This is a genomic window from Streptomyces sp. NPDC016845 (assembly GCF_044332585.1).
In the GTDB taxonomy this organism is placed as follows: domain Bacteria; phylum Actinomycetota; class Actinomycetes; order Streptomycetales; family Streptomycetaceae; genus Streptomyces.
Genome location: NZ_JBIRPI010000001.1, coordinates 482133 through 501209, shown reverse-complemented (window position 1 = coordinate 501209; position 19077 = coordinate 482133). Strand labels below are relative to the sequence as shown.

General features: G+C 72.2%; 18 protein-coding genes. 10 read left to right on the top strand and 8 right to left on the bottom strand.

Going from position 1 to position 19077, the window contains the following annotated elements:
• Nucleotides 1–312: 312 nt before the first annotated feature.
• From ACH4RC_RS02125 to ACH4RC_RS02115, 3 genes are all read right to left on the bottom strand, one after another.
• Nucleotides 313–1587: an ROK family protein gene (locus ACH4RC_RS02125; RefSeq protein WP_398193934.1), complete on the bottom strand. Its 1275-nt coding sequence runs from the start codon at nucleotides 1585–1587 to the stop codon at nucleotides 313–315.
• 64 nt (nucleotides 1588–1651) lie between these two features.
• Complete coding sequence (locus tag ACH4RC_RS02120; protein ID WP_398193933.1) at nucleotides 1652–2314, bottom strand: response regulator; 663 nt, start codon at nucleotides 2312–2314, stop codon at nucleotides 1652–1654.
• 402 nt (nucleotides 2315–2716) lie between these two features.
• A complete protein-coding gene (locus ACH4RC_RS02115) occupies nucleotides 2717–3988 on the bottom strand; it encodes a histidine kinase (protein ID WP_398193930.1) in 1272 nt (423 codons plus the stop codon).
• Nucleotides 3989–4167: 179 nt separating this feature from the next.
• Between ACH4RC_RS02115 and ACH4RC_RS02110 the strand changes: the two genes are divergently transcribed.
• Nucleotides 4168–4386 (top strand): hypothetical protein, encoded by a 219-nt coding sequence (locus tag ACH4RC_RS02110; protein WP_398193928.1) that lies wholly within the window; start codon nucleotides 4168–4170, stop codon nucleotides 4384–4386.
• Between the two features lie 7 nt (nucleotides 4387–4393).
• Here ACH4RC_RS02110 and ACH4RC_RS02105 read toward each other — a convergent pair whose 3' ends face one another.
• Nucleotides 4394–4825: a ribonuclease gene (locus ACH4RC_RS02105; RefSeq protein WP_398193926.1), complete on the bottom strand. Its 432-nt coding sequence runs from the start codon at nucleotides 4823–4825 to the stop codon at nucleotides 4394–4396.
• 179 nt (nucleotides 4826–5004) lie between these two features.
• Between ACH4RC_RS02105 and ACH4RC_RS02100 the strand changes: the two genes are divergently transcribed.
• Nucleotides 5005–5736, top strand: a complete 732-nt coding sequence (locus tag ACH4RC_RS02100; RefSeq protein WP_398193925.1) for an SDR family oxidoreductase — start codon at nucleotides 5005–5007, stop codon at nucleotides 5734–5736.
• Between the two features lie 67 nt (nucleotides 5737–5803).
• Here ACH4RC_RS02100 and alc read toward each other — a convergent pair whose 3' ends face one another.
• Together alc and allB are read right to left on the bottom strand one after the other, a co-directional pair.
• Nucleotides 5804–6925, bottom strand: coding sequence for an allantoicase (gene alc / locus ACH4RC_RS02095; protein ID WP_398195652.1), 1122 nt, complete (start codon nucleotides 6923–6925; stop codon nucleotides 5804–5806).
• Between the two features lie 58 nt (nucleotides 6926–6983).
• Complete coding sequence (gene allB / locus ACH4RC_RS02090; protein WP_398193922.1) at nucleotides 6984–8339, bottom strand: allantoinase AllB; 1356 nt, start codon at nucleotides 8337–8339, stop codon at nucleotides 6984–6986.
• Between the two features lie 242 nt (nucleotides 8340–8581).
• Between allB and ACH4RC_RS02085 the strand changes: the two genes are divergently transcribed.
• From ACH4RC_RS02085 to aceB, 3 genes are all read left to right on the top strand, one after another.
• Nucleotides 8582–9382 carry an IclR family transcriptional regulator gene (locus ACH4RC_RS02085; RefSeq protein WP_398193920.1) on the top strand — a complete coding sequence of 267 codons (801 nt, stop codon included), beginning with the start codon at nucleotides 8582–8584 and terminating at the stop codon, nucleotides 9380–9382.
• A 435-nt stretch (nucleotides 9383–9817) separates the two neighbouring features.
• Nucleotides 9818–10420, top strand: a complete 603-nt coding sequence (locus ACH4RC_RS02080; RefSeq protein ID WP_398193917.1) for an NTP transferase domain-containing protein — start codon at nucleotides 9818–9820, stop codon at nucleotides 10418–10420.
• A gap of 200 nt (nucleotides 10421–10620) precedes the next feature.
• Nucleotides 10621–12246 carry a malate synthase A gene (aceB, locus tag ACH4RC_RS02075; protein WP_398193915.1) on the top strand — a complete coding sequence of 542 codons (1626 nt, stop codon included), beginning with the start codon at nucleotides 10621–10623 and terminating at the stop codon, nucleotides 12244–12246.
• Nucleotides 12247–12443: 197 nt separating this feature from the next.
• Here aceB and ACH4RC_RS02070 read toward each other — a convergent pair whose 3' ends face one another.
• Nucleotides 12444–13349: a HipA family kinase gene (locus ACH4RC_RS02070; RefSeq protein ID WP_398193913.1), complete on the bottom strand. Its 906-nt coding sequence runs from the start codon at nucleotides 13347–13349 to the stop codon at nucleotides 12444–12446.
• 106 nt (nucleotides 13350–13455) lie between these two features.
• Here ACH4RC_RS02070 and ACH4RC_RS02065 point away from each other — a divergent pair, with 106 nt between their 5' ends.
• Together ACH4RC_RS02065 and ACH4RC_RS02060 are read left to right on the top strand one after the other, a co-directional pair.
• Nucleotides 13456–14730, top strand: a complete 1275-nt coding sequence (locus ACH4RC_RS02065; protein ID WP_398193911.1) for a VWA domain-containing protein — start codon at nucleotides 13456–13458, stop codon at nucleotides 14728–14730.
• Nucleotides 14730–15500: a hypothetical protein gene (locus tag ACH4RC_RS02060; RefSeq protein WP_398193909.1), complete on the top strand. Its 771-nt coding sequence runs from the start codon at nucleotides 14730–14732 to the stop codon at nucleotides 15498–15500. Before ACH4RC_RS02065 ends, ACH4RC_RS02060 begins: the two co-directional genes overlap by 1 nt.
• 473 nt (nucleotides 15501–15973) lie before the next feature.
• On the opposite strand, the gene ACH4RC_RS02055 is transcribed toward ACH4RC_RS02060, so the two are convergent.
• The gene (locus tag ACH4RC_RS02055; RefSeq protein WP_398193906.1) at nucleotides 15974–16669 is read right to left on the bottom strand and encodes a winged helix-turn-helix transcriptional regulator; all 696 of its coding nucleotides are present in this window, start codon (nucleotides 16667–16669) and stop codon (nucleotides 15974–15976) included.
• Between the two features lie 102 nt (nucleotides 16670–16771).
• Between ACH4RC_RS02055 and ACH4RC_RS02050 the strand changes: the two genes are divergently transcribed.
• The 3 genes from ACH4RC_RS02050 to ACH4RC_RS02040 are packed head-to-tail and all read left to right on the top strand — an operon-like array spanning nucleotide 16772 to nucleotide 19068.
• A complete protein-coding gene (locus tag ACH4RC_RS02050; RefSeq protein ID WP_398193903.1) occupies nucleotides 16772–17980 on the top strand; it encodes a pyridoxal phosphate-dependent aminotransferase in 1209 nt (402 codons plus the stop codon).
• Entirely contained in the window at nucleotides 17977–18609 is a 633-nt protein-coding gene (locus ACH4RC_RS02045; protein ID WP_398193900.1) for a peptidase, read from the top strand. The genes ACH4RC_RS02050 and ACH4RC_RS02045 overlap by 4 nt, the downstream gene beginning before the upstream one ends.
• Nucleotides 18610–19068, top strand: coding sequence for a hypothetical protein (locus ACH4RC_RS02040; RefSeq protein WP_398193897.1), 459 nt, complete (start codon nucleotides 18610–18612; stop codon nucleotides 19066–19068). It begins immediately after the preceding gene.
• Nucleotides 19069–19077 lie beyond the last annotated feature (9 nt).

Sequence of the window (19077 nt, the reverse complement as noted above, 5' to 3'; positions counted from 1 at the left end):
CCATGTCGTCGAGGAGTTCGTCCGTGATCTTCCGGATGCGCGGGGCGAGCCCGGCGACCCGGCGCGCGGTGGACTCGCGGGTGACCGGGGAGCGAAGCCTGCCGTGCTCGGGCGGGTCCGCTAAGAGCAGGTGACGGCCGAGGAGGACGTCCTCGAAGCCCCGGGGCGGGGTCCTGGCGAAGCGCGCGTCGGTGAACGCGGCGCGGGCCGCCTCGCGCCCGACGATCAGCTAGAGGTCCTCGCGGGGCCCGGCGTGCGATCTCACCCTCGTCCGCCAAGGCCGTGCCCCGTGCTCGTACGTCCCCCCGGCGCTCAGCGTTCGCCGCTCCTCACCCCGTTCAACTCGTGGCGCCCGCGATCGGTTCCCGTCGCCTTTCGTGTTCCGCCCGTCTCCAGGAACCGGGCGAGCGGCAGAGCGGCCGCGCCGACCGTGACCGCGTCGGCGCCGAGGCGGCCGAGTTCGACGGTCGTCTGCGCGAAGGGGTGGCGCAGCGCGTACGCGGCGGCGGCGCGGCGGACCGGTTCGATGAGGCGCGGGCCGAGGAGCAGGCCCGCCCAGCCGGCGAGGACGATCCGCTCCGGGTTGAAGAGGTTGACCAGGTCGGCGATGCCGGCGCCTAGGAACTCGGCCGTCTGGTCGAGGAGTTCGCCGGTGCCGGGGTCGGCGAGGAGTTCGGCGAGGGCGCCCTCCTCGTCCGGGGCGCTCCAGCTGCCGCCCGTCTCCCGCCACCGTTCGAGCAGCGCCTCGGCGCCCACGTACGCCTCCAGGCAGCCGCGCGCGCCGCACCGGCAGAGCCGTCCGCCGACCTGGAGGACCGTGTGGCCCCACTCCCCCGCGCTGCTGGAGGAGCCCTGGTAGGGCACGCCGTCGGCGATGACGCAGGCGCCGACGCCCGAGCCGATGAGGGTGATCACCGCGTTGCGGGCGCCGCGGCCCGCGCCGAACCACATCTCGGCGCGGCCGAGCGTCTTGGCGCCGTTGTCGACGAAGAGCGGGATCTCCGGCGGGAGTTCGCCGGGGGCGCGCAGCATGGCCTCCAGGGGCACGGCCTCCCAGCCGATGGTCTGGCCGTGCACGACGGCGCCGGACGCGCCCGAGGCGTCCACGATGCCGGGCACGCCGATCCCGACGCCGATGAGCGAGACGGGGGTCACGTCGGTCCCGGCGAGGACCTCCGTGAGCCCGCCCGCGATGAGACGTACGATCTCGTGCGCGTCGTACGTGCCGTCCGGCGCGGCCACCGGCAACGGGGCGTCCGCGCGCGCGAGTTCCCTGAGCGACAGGTCGAACAGCTCCACCCGTACGCGCGTCTCGCCGACGTCCACCCCCACGACGTGGCCGCTGCCCGGCGCGACGCGCAGCAACGTACGCGGGCGGCCGCCGTCGGAGTCGACCGAGCCCGCCTCCTCCACGAGGCCGTCGGCGATCAGCTCCGCGACGACGTTGCTGATCGAGCCCGAACTGAGGGCTGTGAGCGGGCCCAACTCCTGTCTGCTGAGCGGTCCGTCGAAGTAGAGCTTGCTCAGTACGGTGGCCCGGTTGTTGCGGCGCAGATCGCGCACCGTCCGCCGGCGTGGTCCTGCCATCCCTCGCTCCACCCCTTCACCCCACACTTAGATCACGGTGCGAAATTTACCGTGACGTCCTGGCTCAGTCGTCGAGCAGGCCCGCGTCGTGCACGAGGAGTGCGATCTGTACGCGGTTGTTGAGGTCGAGTTTCGACATGATGCGGGAGACGTGCGCCTTGACGGTGGCGACGCTGAGGTAGAGGGCCGCGGCGATCTCCGCGTTGGAGCGGCCTCGGCCGATGCCGACCGCTACGTCCCGTTCGCGCTCGGCCAGGTCGGCGAGGCGGCGCCGGGCCGCCGCCGTGCGGACGTCTCGCTCCGAGGCGACGGCGTGCGTCATGAGCTGGCGGGTCACCGCGGGTGACAGCACCGGGTCGCCGGCCACGACGCTGCGTACCGCGTCGAGGATCTCGGTGGGGGTGGCGTCCTTGAGCACGAAACCGGCGGCGCCCGCGCGCAGCGCCCGTAGTACCTGTTCGTCCGCGTGGAACGTCGTCAGGACGACGACCTCGGGCGCGTCCGGGCGTGCCCGGAGGCGCTCCGTCGCCGTGAGGCCGTCCATCGTCGGCATGCGGATGTCCATGAGGACGACGTCGGGTCCGAGGCGGCCGGCCATCGCGAGCGCCTGCTCCCCGTCGGCCGCCTCTCCGACGATCTCGACGTCCTCCGCTCCGCCCAGCATCAGCGTCAGCCCGGAGCGGACGAGGGGGTCGTCGTCGACGAGCAGCAGACGGGTCACGTTCATGGGGCCACCGTAGCGGGGGGCTCCGCCGGTTCTGGGGGAGTGGGTGCGGGTCGCGCCGCGGGTGGGGTGGTGAGGTCTCGCCCGCGGTCACCGGCCGGTGGGGGGCTGGTCGCGCCGTTCCTCGCGCCCCTTACAGGCACGCCAGCGGCGGGGTGGCTGACGTCCTCGTCGCGAGCGGGCGCCCGTCGTGGCCGGTCGCGCCGCTCCTCGCGCCCCTTACAGGCACGCCAGCGGCGGGGTGGCTGCCGTCCTCGTCGCGACCGAGCGCCCGTCGTGGCCGGTCGCGCCGTTCCTCGCGCCCCTTACAGGCACGCCACCGGCGGGGTGGTTGCCGTCCTCGTCGCGGCCAGCCACGACGGTGGGGCAGACGGCGACCTCCGGGGCGGTACGGCTCGGCGCGGGTCAGGCGGGCCAGGGGAGCCATGCTCGTACCAGGAAACCGCCGCCCGGCCCGGGGCCGTGCTCGAGGCGGCCGCCGGCCAGCGTCGCGCGCTCTGTCAGGCCGATCAGGCCCTGGCCGGAGCCGGGGACGTGGGGGACGTCGCCGGGTGGGGGCGGGTTGGTGACCTCGATGGTGAGGCCGTCGCCGGGGGCGCCTGTCACCGCTACCGAGACCTCCGCCCCGGGCGCGTGCTTACGGGCGTTGGTCAGACCCTCTTGGGCGATCCGGTAGGCGGTGCGGCCGACGGAGGCGGGCACGGCCTCCGGGTCGGTGACGCGCTGGTCGAGGGCGACTTTCATGCCCGCCTCACGCGACTCGGCGGCCAACGTGTCGAGCGCGGCGAGCGTGGGCTGGGGCCGCCCGGACTCGTCACCGTGATCGGCGGCTCGCAGAACGCCGATGATCTCGCGCAGATCCTGCAGCGCCTCGTGCGCGCTCTCCCGGATGACCCCGGCCGCACGGGCGACCTCCGCCTGAGGCGCGTCGGGCCGGAACTCCAGAGCACCGGCGTGCACGCTGAGCAAGGTGAGGCGGTGGGCCAGCACGTCGTGCATCTCGCGGGCGATGGCCTCGCGGGCCAGGCGTTGGGCGCGTTCGGCGCGCAGCCCCGCCTCGGTCTCGGCCCGGTGGGCGCGGTCCCGCAGCGATGCCAGGAGCTGGCGCCGCGAGCGGACGAACATGCCCCAGCCGACACACGTGCCCATGAGGATCACGGTGAAGGCGACCACGACCAGGTACGGCGTGGTCGGGTCCGGGCGGAGGGCGACGTAGACCGGGACCAGCGCGACCGTGACGCCCCCGACCCAGCCGACGAAGCGGAACGGCCGGTGCACGGCCAGCGTGAAGATGGAGACCGCGACCGCGCCGCCCGCGCTGTCGGAGACCAGGCTGACCGGCACCATCGCGACGGCGAGCCCGAGCGGCCAGCGCCGGCGCAGCCAGACCGCCGCGCAGGACAGGGCGCCGACGAGCTGGTCGGCGACGGCGAGGTCGTGCGACACGTGCGGGTTCTGGTCGAGCTGGTCGGCGGCGACCATGCCGATGCAGACGGCGACCAGGAAGCAGCTGAAGTCGACCGCCCAGTCCCGGGCGGTGCGCTTGCGGCGGCCCGGATGGCCGTCGGGGTCCAGATCGAGTTCACCGGCCGCGCCCGAGGGCAGCAGCCGGCGTCGCCATCCCTGCGGCGGCCCGGCCGCCTGCTCCGGGGTTCCGGTCCGCTGCGATGCCTTCATGGCCGACAAATCTACGCATGGCGGCGGCCCCGTACCGCCCGGAGCGGACGGAAGGCGACCAAAGTCGTGCGGCCGGCGACTTAGGTCGGCCGACGGCCGTGCCGAGAGCGACTCATGGCGTACGTGGCTCGCCCCGCGGCCGATGTGCGTGGGGGGTCCGCGGGGCGAGGGTTCCGGACATGAACAAGAAGGAGTTGCAGCGGATCCTCGAGGTTCTCGGCGGTCTCGCCCTGCTCCAGGGCGTGATCGGTCTCGTCCACGAGTTCACCGGCCGTCTCGACTGGGGCCTGGTCCAGCACCTCGGCTTCCTCGACGGCTACGAGGTCTACGGGAACGTCGCGCTGGTCGTGCTCGCGATCGCCCTGCTCGCGGCCGCCGAGAGCCGGAAGAACGGCTGAGCGCGGATCAGCAGTCGTGGTCGACCAGGTCGAACGACGCGTAGTGGTCGGACGTGTAGTAGTCCTCCTCGCTCGCCTCACCGGTGACGATGCGGCGGGCGCCGCGGTCGGAGGAGCCCGGCGTGATGACCGTGTACTCGTGGTAGTACCCGGTCGACCGCGACGGCAGGATGCCCTCGCGGTTCTGGAAGACGACGCCGTCCTGGTCGTACGGGAACGGGCCGCCCCGCGCGATGAGGTCCAGGGTGTCGTGCGCCTGGGACGGCAGGTCGGAGTAGCAGATGTCGCCGACGGCGGCGGCGGAGAACGCCGATACGGAGACGGCGGGGGCGGGGGCCTGGGCGGCCGGGGCTGCCTGGGCGGTGAGCGTGGCGGGGCCGCCGACGAAGAGCGCGGCGGCGAGGGCGGCGACGCTGATGAAGCGTGGGGGAATCTTCATGCCGCTCAGCATGACGCGCGTAGACGGGTGTACGTCAACAGCAACTTCCGCATTTTCTCCGGGTGTTCACATGCGCCGCCGGACGCGTCCGGACTTACCGTCCGATTGCCGCCAGCCTCCGGCCTCGTACGCCGCTGTACTTGAGGACATCACAACAACCGATGACCTCAGGAGAGTTCATGGACAGCAAGGTGGCTCTGGTGACCGGCGGCAGCCGCGGCATGGGTGCGGCGGCGGCCGTACGGCTCGCGGAGGACGGTTTCGACGTGGCCGTCACCTATGTACAGGGCAAGGAGGCCGCCGACGAGGTCGTGCGGCGGGTGGAGGCGCTCGGGCGGCGCGGGTGCGCGATCCGCGCCGACTCCGCGGACGCGGGCGAGGCGGCGGGGGCGGTCGCACAGACCGTGGAGCGGCTCGGTCGGCTCGACGTGCTGGTCAACAACGTCGGCGTCGGCGTCCTCGGCCCGCTGGAGAGTTTGTCCCTCGCCGACGTGGACCGGGTCCTCGCCGTCAACGTGCGCGGGGTCTTCCTCGCCTCGCAGGCCGCGGCACCGGTCCTCGCCGAGGGCGGGCGCATCGTCACGATCGGCACGTGCATGACCAAGTACGTGCCGGGTCCGGGCGCCACGCTCTACGCGATGAGCAAGTCGGCCCTGATCGGGCTGACGAAGGCGCTGGCGCGGGAGTTGGGCGGGCGTGGTGTCACGGCGAACATCGTGCACCCCGGGCCCATCGACACCGACATGAACCCGGCGGACGGGCCGTACGCGTCGCCTCAGGCGCAGGCCACGGCGCTGGGCCGGTTCGGCACGGCGGACGAGGTGGCCCGGACCGTGGCCTATCTGGCGGGGCCCTCGGCCACGTACGTCACGGGCGCGGAGCTGGCGGTGGACGGCGGGCACGCCGCGTAACAGCGCGGAACGCGGGGCCGCACCGGTGCTGTCGAGCCGGTGCGGCCCCGCGGGCGCGAGGAGTGGGCTACGCGCCCAACTCCGCGCGGCGCGCTGCCAGTTGCGCGGCACCCTGCTCTGTCAGGGAGCCGAACAGGCGCAGGCGCGAGATGCCGCCGTCGGGGAAGATGTCGATACGGGCGTGGGTGCCGACCGCCGGGGTGTCGAGCACGAAGCGGTGGTTCGTGTCGGGCTGGAGGCGGGTGCGGGGCAGCACCTCGACCCAGTCGCCGTCCCCGTTCCCGTTCCCGGAGACGTCCTTGACGGAGACCGAGGCCCAGCCGGCCGAGTTGCCCTTCAGGTACGCCGTGTCGATCTCCAGGGCGCGGATCTGCGCCTGGGCGACGAGCTGGTAGCGGATCCAGTCGTTGCCGGTGTCGCGGCGGCGCCGGGTCTCCCAGCCGTCGTCCATCTTGCGGGAGTAACCCGGCTGGATGGTGTTGGAGGCGGGCGAGTAGAAGAGGTTCGAGGCGTCCTCGGCGTGGCCGCCGTTGGCGAGGGCGACGACGTCGAAGGTGCCGAGGGTGGCGAGCCACTCCGGGTCCGGGACGACCTCGCCGTACACGCGCAGCCGGGCGACGCCGCCGTCGGGGTGCTGGTTGAGGCGCAGGTGGGTGAAGCGCTGCTCGACATCGACCGCGAAGCCGTTGGCCGCGTGGCCGCCGACCGCCGTGCGCGGGACGAGCGTCGTCCACTTCACGTCGGGGGCGAGCAGCTCCTCCGGGGTCGGGGCGCCCGCGACCGAGGTCGCCTCCACGGAGACGGCCTGCGGGTAGTTGCCGCGGAAGTGCGCCGTGTCGACGACGATGCCGCGGATCACGCCGGGCGCGCCGAGCCGGATCAGCGCCCAGTCGTGGTCGTCCTCGGTGGGCCACGGGTGCTCGGGGCCCGCGCCGCGGCGGCGGCGGGTCTCCCAGCCGTCCATGACCTTGCCCTTGTGGCCGAAGTGCTCCGGGTCGAACTCGGCGCGCCCGGCGACGAGGAGGTTCTCGCGCTGCGCGAAGAACTCGTCGTTCGCCGCGATCACCCCGGCGCCGAGGGTGCGCGCGGCGAGGTCGGCGTACCGGGTGAAGGGGAAGTCCGCGGTGCGGTAGTCGGCGTACGGGTCACCGCCGCCGAAGGGGCTCGCGTCACCGGTGAAGCGGGGTATGACTGGGTTCTCGGGGGCCTCGGGGGCCCCGGGTGTCTCGGAAGATGCGGCCACGGGGTTACTTGGTCCTTTCGAGCAGCTTGCCCTGCGGGGCGGTGAACTCGCCGTCGGCGACGATGCGTTCGCCGCGCAGCCAGGTCGACTTGACGACGCCGTGCAGCGTCTTGCCCGCGTACGCGGTGACGCGGTTGCGGTGCTGGAGCGCGGCCGGGTCGACGGTGAAGGTCTCGTCGGGGGCGAGCACCGCGAAGTCGGCGTCGCGGCCGACGGCGATGGCGCCCTTGCGGTCGTCGAGGCCGACCAGCTCGGAGGTGCGCGCCGACATCCAGCGGACCACGTCGTCGAGGGCGTACCCACGCGCGCGTGCCGCGGTCCAGATGGCGGAGAGGCTGAGCTGGAGCCCGGAGATGCCGCCCCACGCGGTGGCGAAGTCGTCGGTCTTCAGGTCGGCGGTGGAGGGTGAGTGGTCGGTGACGACGCAGTCGATGGTGCCGTCGGCGAGCGCCTGCCACAGCAGGTCCTGGTTGGCGGCCTCGCGGATCGGCGGGCAGCACTTGAACTCACTGGCGCCGTCCGGGACTTCCTCCGCGGTGAGCGTGAGGTAGTGCGGGCACGTCTCGACGGTCAGCCGGACGCCCTCCGCCTTCGCGGCGGCGATCAGCGGCAGCGCGTCGGCGGAGGACAGGTGCAGGATGTGGACGCGGGCGCCGATCCGCCTGGCGGTGTCGATGAGCCCCTTGATCGCGGTGTCCTCGGAGATACGGGGCCGGGTCGCGAGGTAGTCGTCGTACTTGGGGCCGCTGTTGTGCGGGGCGGCGTCCAGCTCGTGCGGGTCCTCGGCGTGCACGATGAGGAGTCCCCCCTCGGCACCGAACCCGGCGATCTCGGCCATGGAGGCGGTCAGCCGCTCGCTGTCCAGGTGCGGGAACTCGTCGACGCCGGACGGCGAGAGGAAGCACTTGAAGCCGAAGACTCCGGCGTCGTGCAGCGGGCGCAGGTCCTTGACGTTGTCGGGCAGGGCGCCGCCCCAGAAGCCGACGTCGATGTGCGCCTTCGCGCGGGCGACCTCCTGCTTGGTGCGGAGGTTGCCGACGGTGGTGGTCGGCGGCAGGGAGTTGAGCGGCATGTCGACCAGGGTCGTGATGCCGCCCGCCGCGGCGGCGCGGGTGGCGGTCCAGAAGCCCTCCCACTCGGTGCGCCCGGGGTCGTTGACGTGGACGTGCGTGTCCACGATCCCCGGCAGCAGCGCGTGGTCGCCGAAGTCCTCGACCCTGGCGCCCGCCGGTACCTCCGCGTCGTGCTCGAGCACCGCGACGATCTTTCCGGCGGCTACGGCGACGGACGCGGGCCGCGTACCGTCGGGGGTGACCACGCGGGTCGAGCGCAGCACCAGTTCGACTTCGGCCTCCGACACCCTGGACCTCCTCGCTTTTCAACGTTCTGTTGAAGGAGTTTTCACTTCGCGTTCGCGGTCCGTCAAGAGTCGGCGTACCTCCGACGCCTGTCCGACGACCCTCTGGACGTTTCCACAAAGTGGAATTACCCTTCCGATAGGCAGAATGTAGCTACCGACGAACTTCATGGTCAAGGGATCACCCGTCCGGAAACCGCCGGTAGGCTGCACCACTGCCTGCCTGTCCTCGAAAGGAACGCGCCGTGCCGACGACCGACGCCAGCACCACCGATGGAGCCAAGTCCGCGCCCAGCGGTGGCGTCCAGTCCCTGGAGCGCGCCTTCGACCTGCTCGAGCGGATGGCCGACGCGGGCGGTGAGGTCGGGCTCAGCGAACTCTCCGCGAGCAGCGGCCTGCCCCTCCCCACCATCCACCGCCTGATGCGCACCCTGGTCGCGTGCGGCTACGTACGCCAGCAGCCCAACCGGCGGTACGCGCTCGGGCCCCGGCTCATCCGGCTCGGCGAGTCCGCGTCCCGCCTGCTCGGCACGTGGGCGCGGCCGTATCTCGCGCGGCTCGTCGAGGAGACCGGCGAGACGGCGAACATGGCGCTGCTCGACGGGGACGAGATCGTGTACGTCGCGCAGGTGCCGTCCAAGCACTCCATGCGGATGTTCACCGAGGTCGGGCGGCGGGTGCTGCCGCACTCGACCGGGGTCGGCAAGGCGTTGCTCGCGCATGCGCCGGCGGGCGAGGTGCGGGCGCTGCTGTCCCGGACCGGGATGCCCGCGGCCACCGAGAAGACGATCACTACGGCGGACGGTTTCCTCGACGCGCTGGAGGAGGTGCGCCGCCTCGGGTACGCCGTCGACGACAACGAGCAGGAGATCGGCGTGCGCTGCCTCGCCGTGCCGGTGCCCGACTCGCCCACGGCGGCGGCCATCTCCATCTCCGGCCCGGCCGGACGTGTCACGGAGGCGGCGACGGACAAGATCGTCCCCGTGCTCCAGCAGGTGGCGATCGAGCTGTCCGAGGCGCTGGCCAGCTCGGGCTCGGCGTCTTAGGGGCTTCACCCCAGGGGAGTCCGTCCGAGAGGGCTTCACCCCAGGGGAGTCCGTCCGAGGGGGCTTCGCCCTAGGGGACTTAGTCCGAGGGGGCTTCGTCCTAGGGGACTTCGTCCGAGGGGGCTTCGTCCGAGAGGGCTTCATCGTCGGGTGCGGATGCGTTGTGGCTGGTCGCGCAGTTCCCCGCGCCCCTGAGCGTCTGCCCCTTCGCCTTCGTTTCCGAGCGCGGCTTTCGTCGTGGTCGCTCGCGCCGTTCCCCGCGCCCCTGGAGCATGCGGCTTCGCCGCAGCCCCATGAGGCACGCGTCACGCGCGCTCCTGAGATGGCGCACTCGGGGAACTGCGCGACCAGCCACGACGCGCCCGCACCGACACGACGATCCGAACATGGCGGACGCCGCGCCGAACCCGCCGACGCGTGCGGTATGCAGGGGGCATGACGACCCCAGGAACCGAAGAGGTGGCCGGGCTGCTGCTGGCCGCGGGCGGCGGACGGCGGCTCGGCGGCCACCCCAAGGCACTGCTGACCCACCACGGACGCCCGCTCGTCGAGCACGCGGTACGGATGTTGCGCGAGGGCGGATGCGGACCCGTGCACGTGGTACTCGGAGCGGCGGCCGACGACGTACGCGCGCGTGCCCGGCTCGACGGGTCCGTGCTCGTGGACAACCCGGCCTGGCAGGAAGGCATGGGTTCGTCATTGCGCGCCGGACTCAACTCTCTCGCCGCGACCGCGAGTTCCGCCGCGCTCGTCCTGCTCGTGGACCAGCCGGGCATCGGCGCCGCCGCCGTGGCCCGGGTCCGTACGGCGTACCGCTCCCCCGCGACCCTGGCGGCGGCCGCGTACGACGGGGAGCGCGGGCATCCGGTCCTCTTCGGCCGCGACCACTGGGCGGGCATCGCGGCGAGCGCGCGCGGGGACCGCGGGGCGCGCGCCTACCTCGGGCAGCACGCATCGGCCATGGACCTTGTCGAGTGCGGGGACGTGGCGGAGCCGTACGACATCGACACCACCGGCGACCTCCGCCACCTTGAGTGAGAACCGTGGCACCCAGCGCCACGTTCTGTCGATCCGGAGAATCTCGACATCAACAAACGATTGAACTTCCACGATAAGGAAACTAATATCCACTGACGAGAAGGGCCGGGCCCCGGAAACCGGGGCCAGCAGCCGTACCCAGGCGCCCTGGCACTCCGTGCCGCCGCGCGCCGCCGCTCGCTGAAGGAAGTGACAGCCTCATGTCCGCACCAGCGCCGTCCCCGCTGGCCATCGTCGACGCCGCACCCCTGCCCCGGCAGGACGAGGTCCTCACCGACGCGGCTCTCGCCTTCCTCGGCGAGCTGCACCGGCTGTTCACGCCCCGGCGTGACGAGCTCCTCGCCCGCCGCGCCGAGCGCCGCGCCGAGATCGCCCGCACCTCCACGCTCGACTTCCGCCCGGAGACCGCCGCGATCCGCGCGGACGACTCCTGGAAGGTCGCCCCCGCTCCCGCCGCGCTGAACGACCGCCGCGTCGAGATCACCGGCCCCACCGACCGCAAGATGACGATCAACGCGCTCAACTCCGGCGCGAAGGTCTGGCTCGCCGACTTCGAGGACGCGTCGGCGCCGACCTGGGAGAACGTGATCGGCGGCCAGCTCAACCTCACCGCCGCCTACAACCGCTCGATCGACTTCACCGACGAGCGCACCGGCAAGTCGTACGCGCTCAAGGACGCCGACCAGCTCGCCACGGTCGTGATGCGCCCGCGCGGCTGGCACCTCGACGAGCGCCACCTGGTGGACGGGAACGGCGCGCCCGTCCCCGGCGCCCTCGTCGACTTCGGCCTCTACTTCTTCCACAACGCGGCGCGCCTCATCGAGCTCGGCAAGGGCCCCTACTTCTACCTGCCGAAGACCGAGTCGTACCTGGAGGCCCGCCTCTGGAACGAGATCTTCGTCTTCGCCCAGGAGTACGTCGGCATCCCGCAGGGCACCGTCCGCGCCACCGTCCTCATCGAGACGATCACGGCCGCGTACGAGATGGAGGAGATCCTCTACGAGCTGCGCGACCACGCGAGCGGGCTCAACGCCGGGCGCTGGGACTACCTCTTCTCCATCGTCAAGAACTTCCGTGACGGCGGCCAGAAGTTCGTCCTGCCGGACCGCAACCTCGTGACGATGACCGCCCCGTTCATGCGGGCGTACACCGAACTCCTCGTCCGCACCTGCCACAAGCGCGGCGCGCACGCGATCGGCGGCATGGCGGCGTTCATCCCGTCGCGCAAGGACGCCGAGGTCAACAAGGTCGCCTTCGAGAAGGTCCGCGCCGACAAGGACCGTGAGGCCGGCGACGGCTTCGACGGCTCCTGGGTCGCCCACCCCGACCTGGTCCCGATCGCGATGAAGTCGTTCGACGCGGTGCTCGGCGACAAGCCGAACCAGAAGGAGCGGCTGCGCGAGGACGTGTCCGTCGCCGCCGGTGACCTCATCGCCATCGACTCGCTCGACGCGAAGCCCACGTACGACGGTCTCGTCAACGCCGTCCAGGTCGGGATCCGTTACATCGAGGCGTGGCTGCGCGGTCTCGGCGCCGTCGCGATCTTCAACCTCATGGAGGACGCGGCCACGGCGGAGATCTCGCGCTCGCAGATCTGGCAGTGGATCAACGCGGGGGTCGTCTTCGCGGACGGCCGCACCGCCACCGCCGACCTCGCCCGCGAGGTCGCCGCGCAGGAGCTGGACGCGATCCGCGCGGAGATCGGTGAGGAGGCCTTCGCGGCGGGCAAGTGGCAGCAGGCGCACGACCTCCTCCTCCAGGTCTCCCTGGACGCGGACTACGCGGACTTCCTGACACTGCCCGCTTACGAGCAGCTCGGTCAGTAAGTAACTGACCTGCGGGCCGGTGGGGGCTGGTCGCGCAGTTCCCCATGGCCCTGAGATGCGCACTGCGTGCGCCATCTCAGGGCCATGGGGCTGCGGCGGAGCCGCATGCCTCAGGGGCGCGGGGCTGGGCCCATCAGCGGCTGCGCCGCGGGGCGCGAGCAGCCACGACGCGACCCGCGGAACGGTGACGGACCCGGTCAGCCCAGGTGCACGGACCAGTCCTGTTCCGCCGCCGGCTTCCCGTGCAGGTCCGGCACCCGCTTCAACCACGCGGGACGCCCCTTCCGCGTAGCCGCCGCGCGCCGCGCATCCGCCGCCGCCAGCTCGTCACGGGACGGGAAATCCGTCGGCAGCCACGCCGCCGAGGCACGCGCACGGGCCAGCAGGTACCGGACATACGCGCCCCGCGCCTCGTCCGGCGTCGCGAAGTCCGTGAGCCACGCGTCCGGGACGAGCGCGAGCACCTCGCTCAGCAACTCCTCCGTCACCCGGGACGCCAGCTCCGCGTCGGCGGCCCGCGTATCAGGCCCGTACCCACCGAGCGCGTGATGCCGGAAGTCGTACGCCTTCTCGGGGTCGGCCCCGTCCCAGCGGTGATGGAAGACGAGCGCCGCGCCGTGATCGATGAGCCACAGCCGCGGTCGGGCCGTGCCGGACGTCGGCCACACCATCAGGTTCGAACTGTGCACCGTACGGTCGACGTTCACGGTCAGCGCGTCGAGCCAGACGATCCGGCCGGCCTCGATCGCGTCGACGGGAAACACCTCCGCGACGTCCGGCGTGAAGTCCGCCGCACCCGGCAGGAAGTCCATCCCGAGGTTGAGCCCCGCACTGGCCCGCAACAGGTCCTGCACCTCCTGGTGCGGCTCGTCGGCGGCGACAGCGGGGTCGAAGTGCGCGAGCACCAGCTCGGGGAAGCGAAGACCGAGACGCCGCGCCAGCTCCCCGACGACGATCTCGGCGACGAGCGCCTTCACACCCTGCGCGGAGCCGGTGAACTTCAGGACGTACGTGCCCAGGTCGTCGGCCTCGACCACACCGGGCACGGAGCCTCCGGTGTGCAGCGGGTTCACATAGCGGGTGGCGGTGACTTCTCTGAGCACCCCGCCAGGCTATACGGGCGACTCGGGCGGAGCCGGAAGGGGATCGCGGCCCCGGGCCGGCGTCCTCGTTTTGGCATGGCCGCACCTTGATCCATAGGATCCGCCGATGATCACTAGACAACGGCTGGCGGCGGGCGCGAGCGCCCTGCTCGCCGCCCTGGCCCTGGGCGGCCTCGGCCCCGTCGGCAGCGCGGCCGCCGCCGACGAGCCCGTAGGGGACAAACCCGCCCCCAAGGTCGAACTCGTCCTGGACGTCAGCGGATCGATGCGCGCCCGCGACATCGACGGCGACTCCCGGATGGCCGCGGCGAAGCAGGCGTTCAACGAGGTCCTCGACGCCACGCCCGAGGAGGTCGAGCTCGGCATACGCACGCTCGGCGCCAACTACCCGGGCGAGGACAGGAAGACGGGCTGCAAGGACACCGCCCAGCTCTACCCCGTCGGCCCGCTGGACCGCACCGAGGCGAAGACGGCCGTCGCGACGCTGCGCCCCACCGGCTGGACCCCGATCGGCCCGGCCCTGCTCAAGGCCGCCGACGACCTCGACAAGGGCGAGACCGGCGGCACCCGCCGCATGGTCCTCATCACCGACGGCGAGGACACCTGCCAGCCCCTCGACCCGTGCGAGGTCGCCCGCGAGATCGCCGCGAAGGGCATCGGCCTCACCATCGACACGCTCGGCCTGGTCGCCGACGCCAAGACCCGCGCGCAGCTCTCCTGCATCGCCGACGCCACCGGGGGCACGTACACCTCGGTCCGCCACAAGGACGAACTGACGGACCGCGTCGGCCAGCTGGTGGACCGTGCGGCCGATCCGGTCGTCACGCCGGTCGCCGTCGACGGCGCCGCGCAGTGCACGGACGCACCGCAGCTCAAGCCCGGCCTCTACACCGACCGCGAGAAGTTCGGCGAGCACCGCTACTACCGGGTGGACGTCGAGCCCGGCAAGGAACTGCGCGCCTCGGTGAGCGTCGCGGCCGACCGCGCCGTCGACCGTGACTACGGGGTGCTCCTGCGGGCCGTCACGGTCCACGGCCGGGAGATCGTACGGGGCCAGGAGTCCGGCGACGGACGTACCGACGTGATCTCGACGGGCCTGCGTTATCCGAAGGCGGACCGCGAGGAGGACGGCTCGGAGACCGTCTGCCTCCAGGTCTCCAACTCCTACTCCGCGCCCGCGTCCGTGAAGACGACGCCCGGCCTGCCGGTCGAGCTGACCGTCGACGTCGTGGACGGCCCGGACGAGGCGTCCGACGTGGCGGCGTTCGGCCTCGGCCACGGCTGGTGGCTGCTTGCCGCGCTCGTCGTGGTGGGCTTCCTCGCAGGTGTGCTGTGGGGCTGGATCTCGCGCTGGCGTGTCGCCGTCTGGAGGACCAACTGATGCGACGTACAAGACGTACTCGGCGGTTCTTCGCCGCTGCGGCACTGGCCCTGACGGCGCTGACGACCTTCACGGGCGCCGCCGTCGCCGACGATGACGACGACAGCGCCGAGAAGGCGCCGACCGAGGCGGGCACGTCGTTCCGCACGGCCACGGCGATCGAGCAGGACCAGAAGGCGACGGCGAGCGCCTCCACCGGCGACTACCTGTACTGGTCGTTCCCGGCAGACCAGGGCGAGCGCCCGACGGTGAGGGCCACGGTCGAACTGCCCGGGGCGCAGGCCCGGCACGGCGCGCAGACGTGGCGCATCGACGTGTACGACGGGCTGCGCCGCCGCCAGTCGTGCATGTACGGCATGCAGGCGCGGGCGGTGGCGGCGGACGCGGGCCGCGTCGGTCTCGCCTGCACGCTGCGCACGGTGCGGGCCTGGTCGGAGCCGTGGGCCAACGATCCGCTGCCCGGCACGTACTACGTACGCCTGACGGTCACGGGGCTCGCCGACGCCGACCTCGGCCTCCCTGTCTCGACCTCGATCGAGGCGAACTCGAAGGACATGGGCGGCGCGACGGCGGTCGACGGTTCCCTGTCGGCCCCGCTGGTCCCCGGCACGGCCGGCACGACGGATGACCACGACTGGTCGTCGGGCTGGTGGACGAGCCGCTGGCTGTGGACGGCCCTCGGGGCGGTCCTCGCTGCGCTGGCGGCTATCGGGGGCCACACCCTGACACGCGGCTCGGGCCGTCCGCCGAGGGTGCCACCCACGATGTAACACGGGCGCGAGCGGGTGCGCCCCACCAGGGGCGCAAGGAACTGCGCGCCCAGCCACGAAGGACAGCGCACCCGCAAACGCAACCTCAACCCCACCAGGGGCGCGAGGAACTGCGCACCCAGCCACAACGACGCCGCACCCACAAACACGACCCCAACCCCACCAGGACCGCGAGGAACTGCGCACCCAGCCACAACGACGCCGCACCCACAAACACGACCCCAACCCCAACAGGGGCGCGAGGAACTGCGCGCCCAGCCACAACGGCGGCGCACCCACAAACACGACCCAAGCCCAAACAGGGGCGCGAGGAACTGCGCGCCCAGCCACAACGACGCCGCACCCACAAACACGACCCCAACCCCACCAGGGGCGCGGGGAACTGCGCGCCCAGCCACGACGGCGGCGCACCCGAGTCGCACACATCAGCCCCTACGGCGCGAAGCCCAGAAGCCCCGCCCGGGCCCCACCCCTCAACCCCCGGAGGGACTCGCCCCCAGCGCCTTCGCCAGCGCCCCCACCCCGCTCACCTCGACCCGCCCCCGCGCGACCGCCTCGGCCAGCCCCGTCTCACCCCGCGCGAACGCACCGGCGACCTCCGCGTCCAACACCACCCGCACATCCGGCTCCCCGCCCTCGTACGCCCCGTCCCCATACCCGTACCCATACCCGTACCCGTACCCGTACCCGGACCCGGACCCGGACCCGAACCCGTACCCCTCCCCCACCCGCACCCAGAACTCCCCCTCGTCGACCCGCACCGCGACAACCCCGGGTTCACAAAGACCGGCCAGCTCGCGCAGCACAGGCAGCGCCAGCCAGTGCGCCCGCACCGCATCCGTCGCCCGCCGCTCCCCGAGCAACGGGGCTCCCCACTCCCCCAGCGCCTGAAGAACGGGCAGCAACCCGCTGCCGCGCGGGGTGAGTTCGTACACGTACACGGACGCGGGCGGTGCCAGCCGGCGCCGTACCACGAGCTCGTCCCGCTCCATGTCCTTGAGCCGCGTGGCCAGCATGTCCGTACTCACTCCGGGCAGGTCGGCGTGGAGATCGGTGTAACGGCGCGGCCCGGCGAGCAGTTCGCGGGCGATCAGGAGCGTCCAGCGGTCCCCGACGACGTCGAGGGCGCGGGCGGCGGCGCAGTACTGGTCGTAGCTTCGGCGTGGCATACCTCGCAGTCTATTCAAGTTGTTGGACTTTCCAAGCGCTCACTTGGTAAAACCAAGTAACAACACCACCATGGATCACTGGTCCGCCTGGAGGGCACGCGCATGGAGTTCCGGCAGTCGAGCAAGCTGAGCGAGGTCTGCTACGAGATCCGCGGCCCGGTGATCGCGCACGCGAACGCCCTGGAGGAGGCGGGCCACAGCGTGCTGCGCCTGAACACGGGCAACCCGGCGCTGTTCGGCTTCGAGGCGCCCGAGGAGATCGTCCAGGACATGATCCGGATGCTCCCGCAGGCGCACGGCTACAGCGACTCGCGCGGCATCCTGTCGGCGCGGCGCGCCGTCGCCCAGCGCTACCAGGCCCTCGGCCTGGACGTCGACGTCGACGACGTCTTCCTCGGCAACGGCGTCTCCGAACTGGTGACGATGGCCGTACAGGCGCTGCTCGAAGACGGCGACGAAGTCCTGATCCCCGCGCCCGACTTCCCCCTCTGGACGGCCGTCACCACGCTCTCCGGCGGCAAGGCGGTGCACTACCTCTGCGACGAGCAGTCCAACTGGTACCCGGACCTCGACGACATGGCCGCCAAGATCACGGACCGCACCAGGGCCGTCGTCATCATCAACCCCAACAACCCCACCGGCGCGGTCTACCCGAAGGAAGTCGTCGAGGGCATCCTCGACCTCGCCCGCCGCCACGGCCTCATGGTGTTCGCCGACGAGATCTACGACCAGATCCTCTACGACGACGCGGTGCACCACAGCGCCGCCGCCCTCGCCCCCGACCTCGTCGTCCTCACCTTCTGCGGCCTCTCCAAGACGTACCGCGTCGCGGGCTTCCGCTCCGGCTGGCTGGTCGTCACCGGGCCGCAGCAGCACGCCAAGAGCTACCTGGAGGGGCTGACGATGCTCGCCTCCATGCGGCTGTGCCCGAACGCGCCCGCGCAGTACGCCATCCAGGCCGCGCTCGGCGGCCGTCAGTCGATCCGTGAACTGGTCGCGCCGGGCGGCAGGCTGCACGAGCAGCGCGACAAGGCGTGGGAGAAGCTGAACGAGATCCCCGGCGTCAGCTGCGTCAAGCCCAAGGGCGCCCTCTACGCCTTCCCGCGCCTCGACCCGAAGGTGCACCCCATCGTGGACGACGAGAAGTTCGTCCTCGATCTCCTGCTGCGCGAGAAGATCCAGGTCGTGCAGGGCACCGGCTTCAACTGGCCCCGGCCCGACCACTTCCGCATTCTCACCCTCCCGTACGCTGACGACCTCGACGCCGCGATCAGCCGGATCGGGCGCTTCCTGAGCGGATACCGTCAGTGACTTCCCCGCCCCCGTGCCGTACGTGTGCGTATCCCAGCCACACCCAGTTCGCCTCGCCCGACCTGGTCGGGGCGATCGTGGCCGGGGAGTTCGACCGGGCGCAGGACCCCGCGTGGCGCGAGTCCGGCGCCGCGACGGCCGAGGAGTACGCCCGCTGGTCCGGGCACCTGTGCGGAGCCACCTGCCTGCGCATGGCGCTCGGCGCCGAGGCTCCCTCGCTCTTCGAACTGCGGGACGGCACGCTGAAGTTCGGCGCGTACACCGTGGACGCCGACGGCGAGATCCGCGGCATGATCTACGCGCCCGCCGTCGCCTACGTACGGGAGGTGCACGGCATCGAGGCGGAGGTGCACAGGGAGCTGACGACGGCCGGGATCGGGGAGCTGCTCGACGCGGGGCGGCTCGTCATCGCCTCCGTCCACTACGCGATCCGCCGCCCGCACGAGCCCGCCCCCGGACGCGGCGGCCACCTCGTCCTGGTCACGGACCGTACGGCGGACGGGTCCGGGTTCCACTTCCACAACCCGTCGGGCACGGACGCGGCGACCCGTACGGCGGAGCTGCCGGTGGAGCGGTTCGCCGACTTCTTCGCGGGCCGGGGCATGTCCGTCGGCCGCCGGGAGGGCTGAGTGGACGCGGCGCTCATCGCGGTCCTCGGCACCCTGCTCGGCTCCGTGGTCACGCACTACTTCCAGGGGCGGGCGACGGTGCGCAGCGCGGAACTGGCCCGCGCCGAGCAGTTGCGGCAGGAGCGCATCGCCGCGTACAGCGGGTTCGCGAGCGCGCTCTTCGACTACCGGCGCAGTCAGCTCGACCGCTGGTTCCGGGCCCAGGAGCAGCCCGGGGCGCCCGTGGCGGAGGCGGCGCGGTTCGCCTCGTACGAGGCGCGGATCGCCGCCCGCCAGGCGCTCGCCCGGGTCCAGCTGGTCTGCGACGTGCCCCGCGTGCGGCAACTCGCCGAGACCGCCTTCGAGTTCGCCAACTGCCTGCACGAGGCCGAGGACGAGGAAGACCGTGCCCGGCGCTCGCAGCGCTGCAAGGAAGCGCTGTCCGCCTTCGTCGAGGCCGCCGCGCCGAGCGTGCAGTGACCCGTCATG

Coding starts and splice junctions, on each gene's coding strand:
- ACH4RC_RS02125 (WP_398193934.1), bottom strand. CDS start 1,587: ATGGCAGGACCACGCCGGCGGACGGTGCGCGATCTGCGCCGCAACAAC.
- ACH4RC_RS02120 (WP_398193933.1), bottom strand. CDS start 2,314: ATGAACGTGACCCGTCTGCTGCTCGTCGACGACGACCCCCTCGTCCGC.
- ACH4RC_RS02115 (WP_398193930.1), bottom strand. CDS start 3,988: ATGAAGGCATCGCAGCGGACCGGAACCCCGGAGCAGGCGGCCGGGCCG.
- ACH4RC_RS02110 (WP_398193928.1), top strand. CDS start 4,168: ATGAACAAGAAGGAGTTGCAGCGGATCCTCGAGGTTCTCGGCGGTCTC.
- ACH4RC_RS02105 (WP_398193926.1), bottom strand. CDS start 4,825: ATGAAGATTCCCCCACGCTTCATCAGCGTCGCCGCCCTCGCCGCCGCG.
- ACH4RC_RS02100 (WP_398193925.1), top strand. CDS start 5,005: ATGGACAGCAAGGTGGCTCTGGTGACCGGCGGCAGCCGCGGCATGGGT.
- ACH4RC_RS02080 (WP_398193917.1), top strand. CDS start 9,818: ATGACGACCCCAGGAACCGAAGAGGTGGCCGGGCTGCTGCTGGCCGCG.
- aceB (WP_398193915.1), top strand. CDS start 10,621: ATGTCCGCACCAGCGCCGTCCCCGCTGGCCATCGTCGACGCCGCACCC.
- ACH4RC_RS02065 (WP_398193911.1), top strand. CDS start 13,456: ATGATCACTAGACAACGGCTGGCGGCGGGCGCGAGCGCCCTGCTCGCC.
- ACH4RC_RS02060 (WP_398193909.1), top strand. CDS start 14,730: ATGCGACGTACAAGACGTACTCGGCGGTTCTTCGCCGCTGCGGCACTG.
- ACH4RC_RS02055 (WP_398193906.1), bottom strand. CDS start 16,669: ATGCCACGCCGAAGCTACGACCAGTACTGCGCCGCCGCCCGCGCCCTC.
- ACH4RC_RS02050 (WP_398193903.1), top strand. CDS start 16,772: ATGGAGTTCCGGCAGTCGAGCAAGCTGAGCGAGGTCTGCTACGAGATC.